At 38.8% G+C, this 4,541-nt stretch carries 3 protein-coding genes and 1 pseudogene; all 4 read left to right on the forward strand.

All coding sequences use genetic code 11. The features are described from left to right. Window positions 1–951: gliding motility-associated C-terminal domain-containing protein (locus WBM98_RS18100; RefSeq protein ID WP_424367422.1), on the forward strand; the 951-nt coding region annotated here is incomplete at its 5' end. Window positions 952–963: 12 nt separating this feature from the next. Further along, window positions 964–1,869: a PorP/SprF family type IX secretion system membrane protein gene (locus tag WBM98_RS18105; RefSeq protein ID WP_424367423.1), complete on the forward strand. Its 906-nt coding sequence runs from the start codon at window positions 964–966 to the stop codon at window positions 1,867–1,869. 17 nt (window positions 1,870–1,886) lie between these two features. Next, window positions 1,887–3,842 carry an OmpA family protein gene (locus WBM98_RS18110; protein WP_424367424.1) on the forward strand — a complete coding sequence of 652 codons (1,956 nt, stop codon included), beginning with the start codon at window positions 1,887–1,889 and terminating at the stop codon, window positions 3,840–3,842. 189 nt (window positions 3,843–4,031) lie between these two features. Then, window positions 4,032–4,541, forward strand: a pseudogene (locus tag WBM98_RS18115) (hypothetical protein); the annotation flags it as partial.

Here is a 4,541-nt window from a genome sequence, read left to right on the forward strand (position 1 = left end):
GCACTAGATAATTGTGATGCCAACGTTGAAGTGATTTTTGAAGAAACCGCTACAAACGACCGTAATTGCTCCGGTGGTTATGTTATAACGCGGGTTTGGAGTGCTTCGGATTGTGCCGGAAATGCCATATCGCATACACAAACCATAACGATAATGCCTAACGGACCAATAACTGCAAGTGCCTATGAGGAGGAGATAACCATAATGTGCGGTGATGCGATTCCTGAGGTACCTAATCTTGAGTTTATGGGAGGCTGTGGCGATTATACTGTGGTTTTCAACGAAGAATCGCAATTTTCAGAGGAAACTGAAGATTATATGATCGTTAGAACTTGGAATGTTACGGATGCTTGCGAGAATACGGCAACGTTTGAACAGATTATTTTCGTGATGCAACCTGAAAAGGAAACCGTGGTAATCGATATATGTGTGGAAGATATGACTATAGACCTATTATCTTATTTACCAATGGACTTTGATACCAATGGCGTATTTACCGTAACTGGAGGTAGTACTGTTTTAAATGGCAGCTTCTTTGATCCGATATATAATCAAGTAGGTGAACATACACTTACCTATAGCTCAACAGAAGGTACATGTAAATACTACGTTGATTTCACAATCAATGTGAATACAGATTGTGTACCCTGTGGTAGAAAAGATATAATCGCTTCGAAAACAATCACGCCTAATGGCGATGGTGTTAATGATTATTTTGAAATCACTGGCGTTGAAAATTGTGACTTTAGATTTGATGTCATGTTATTCAACAGATGGGGGGCAAAAGTCTATGAAGGTGTTGAATATCAAAATGATTGGGGTGGTAGTTCTCCGAGCAATTCATTCGGTAGCTCAGGAATGCTTCCTTCAGGTACGTACTATTATATTATCAAGGTTACCAATAGGGATTTTGAACCCATCAATGGTTATATCTACATAGGAACCAAATAAAATACCCCAAAAATGAAAAAAATAAACTATTACTTAATTGCGATAATCCTTACTATAAGTGCTACGGTCTCTGCCCAGCAGTTGCCGCAGTTCACCCAGTATATGTATAACACCATTTCAGTGAACCCAGCGTATGCGGGTAGCAGGGGAACATTGAGTTTGACTGCCTTGCATAGGAATCAATGGGCAGGTTTGGAAGGTAACCCAAAAACAAGCACCTTATCCATACATGCTCCTTTGAGAAATGACAGGATTGGATTAGGAATATCCTATATTAATGACAATCTGGGATTTGAACAGACAAACTATGTCTATGGGGACTTTTCCTATACCGTTCCCATAACCGAAAAGGCAAAACTATCTTTTGGATTAAAAGCCGGTTTCACGAATTATGTCTTGGAAACACCCGATGTAAATGATATGTTCTTTGACTCTAGCTTCAATAACTGGTCACCAAATTTCGGTGCAGGGGTTTACTATAGCTCCAACAGATGGTATGTTGGTGTTTCCTCTCCAAGAATAATGAATACGGACTTGAATGAAGGTGAATTCGAAGCCCTGGAGCGAAATAGTTACTATGCTATCGGGGGGCTAGTATTTGATCTTTCAGAAAACACAAAGTTTAAACCCACAGTAATCGCAAAATTCACAAATGGTGCACCAGCATCCTATGATGTAACCGCGAATTTTCTTTTTTCAGAAAAATTCTGGATCGGGGCATCCTATAGATTCAATGACTCTTCGAATTTTGGGGCATTGATAGATTATCAGGTATCAAAAGATTTTCGCTTAGGATACGCCTATGATATACCTACTGGTGATATTAGACCGTATACTTCGGGAACCCATGAAGTAATACTAATATATGAATTGAGGTTAAAATCAAAAGGTCCGTATAAATCACCAAGATACTTCTAGAGCAAAAACCATAAACTATGAAAACATTTCTCAAAAATCTGATGCTGTTCGCTATAGTGCTGTTTAGTCAGCTTATGGTTGCACAATATGGAGCCCAGAAAAGGGGTGATTATTATTTTGGTCAATTTGCGTATACAAAGGCAATTGGTGAATATGAAAAAATGCTTGAAAAAGATTTTAATCAAGCCCATGCCCATCAGCGACTGGCCGAATGCTATCTCTTGACCCGTAATTTCAAGAAATCCTTACCACACTTTGAGGCCATTATCAATAATACCAGCGTCCCAACCGATTATTATTTCAAATATGCCATGGCCTTATACAGTGACGGTCAGAACAAATTGGCGGAAAAATGGTTGAAGGAATATAAAAAATACAATAAAAACGATTCCCGTGTACGCAGATTTCTAAAAGATGGCAATCTGGCGTCCGTTGTATTCAATAGTAGACAACGATATGATGTAAAACCTGCTTCATTCAACTCTCCTGAAAGTGACTTTGGTGTTTTTGCCCATGAGGGAAATCTTTATTTTGCTTCTTCAAGAAAAGACCAAGTAACTGGGAGTGAGTATGGTTGGAACGAAGAACCTTGGTTGGATCTTTTTGTGATCAAAGAAGGTAATCCTGATGCCATTCCAGAAAAGATAAAGGGTAATGTAAATACTAAATTCCATGAAAGTTCTGTCATTTTTACCACGGATTATAAGAAGGATACTGTCATCTACTTTACAAGGAATAATTATTACAATCAGAAAGAAGGATACGGTGCTGAAAGGGAAATAAACCTCAAAATTTTCAGTGCCATTAAAATCGATGGTGAATGGTTGGTAAATAGAAATTTGAGAATCAATAGTGATTACTACTCAACTGGCCATCCATATATTAGCCCAGATGGCAGAAGACTATATTACACTTCAGACAGGCCCGGAGGTATGGGCGGTACGGATATTTACTATTCAGAAATACATGAGAGGGGTAGAATTGGTCCGGCCATAAATGTCGGTCCCGTAGTCAACACGGAGAGCAACGAGATGTTCCCATTTATAAATAAGGAGGGTAATTTATTTTTCTCTTCTGATGGGCATGTCGGATTTGGTCAATTGGATATTTATTCAACTGTTGGGGACGAGGATGGACAGATCATCGATGTGATTAACCTTGGAACCCCGATGAACGGCCCAAGCGACGATTTTGGCTATTTTGCCGATGAAAATGGCATTACAGGATATATAAGTTCTAACCGGGAAGGTGGCGTCGGAAGTGATGATATCTACGAATTCAAATTTACACCTTCTTTATCCATTGAAGGATTTGTCACCGATGGGGTGAACAACCAACCTCTGGATCAGGTACAGATAACCATTGTAGATCAGCAGACTGAAACTGCGGTTGGTGAAATGATGACCGATGCCAATGGGTATTATAAAATGTTCATCAACCGGAATAATAACTATAGGATCGATGCCGTTCGAAAAACACATCCCCATAAAAGTGTATACATCAATACATTCACTACCCCTTTGGCCACAAAGGTAATGCGCCAGGATATTGTTCTAGAGCCTATTATGGATGTTAAACTTTTAGCAGATCTGAATAAAATCTATTTCGATTTCAACAAAAGTGACATTAGGCCTGATGCTGCCATGGAACTCGACAAAGTGGTTAAATTGATGACGGTAACCTATCCGCAAATGATCATAAAATTGGAGGCCCATACAGATCCTGTAGGAAGTTATGCGTACAATGATGCCCTTTCTGAAAGGAGGGCAAAATCAACCTATGAATATTTGATCGAGCACGGTGTTCCTCAAAATCATATTGTATCGTACAAGGGTTTTGGCAAGCGAATGTTGATAAATCATTGTACGGGAAAACAAGATTGTAGCCCAGAGGAATTGGAGTTGAACAGGAGAACGGAATTCCCCATAATACAGATCAAGGGAAATAAAAATACGTTGGTAAAAAGCAAATAAGCTTTGCAAAGATGCCCTTAGTTTATATTTAGTGAAGTACAATTATCAGGCCTCCTATCAAATTTGATAGGAGGTCTTTTTTATTATATATGATAGCAGGGTAACCTTAAGTGCCAGTTTCATTTATTTCATTTCGAGATTTTGCTTATTTTGTTCAAAAGCATGTATTTTTGGACAAAGCCAAATAAAATGAAAAATACTACGCTGATTTGTTTCCTTCTTTTTGTCATACTATCGAGCTGTAAAACAGATAAAAAAACAGAAAGTCCCGGTCCGGAAGTCCAATTGACCGTAATGGAAAAAATTGCCAATGCCCATGGTATCGCCAATTGGAAAAATGTTGATGCGCTACAGTTCACTTTTAATGTGGACCGAGACACCTCACATTTTGAACGTACATGGATATGGAAGCCCAAAACCAATGCTATCGTTGCTATATCCAAATCGGATACACTTTCCTATACTTGGTCCAAAATGGATAGTGTTGCCTATAAAACCAATGGTGGATTTATCAATGACAAATACTGGTTATTGGCCCCGTACAATCTAATCTGGGACAAAGACAACTTTACACATACCTATAAGGAACAGGATATTGCCCCTATTAGTAAAAAGGCAATGGATAAACTAACCATTGTTTATAGTTCGGATGGCGGATATACCCCGGGGGATGCCTATGATTTCTATTTTGGCGATGAT

The sequence above is a fragment of the Maribacter sp. genome (genome assembly GCF_049667165.1).
GTDB lineage: Bacteria > Bacteroidota > Bacteroidia > Flavobacteriales > Flavobacteriaceae > Maribacter_A.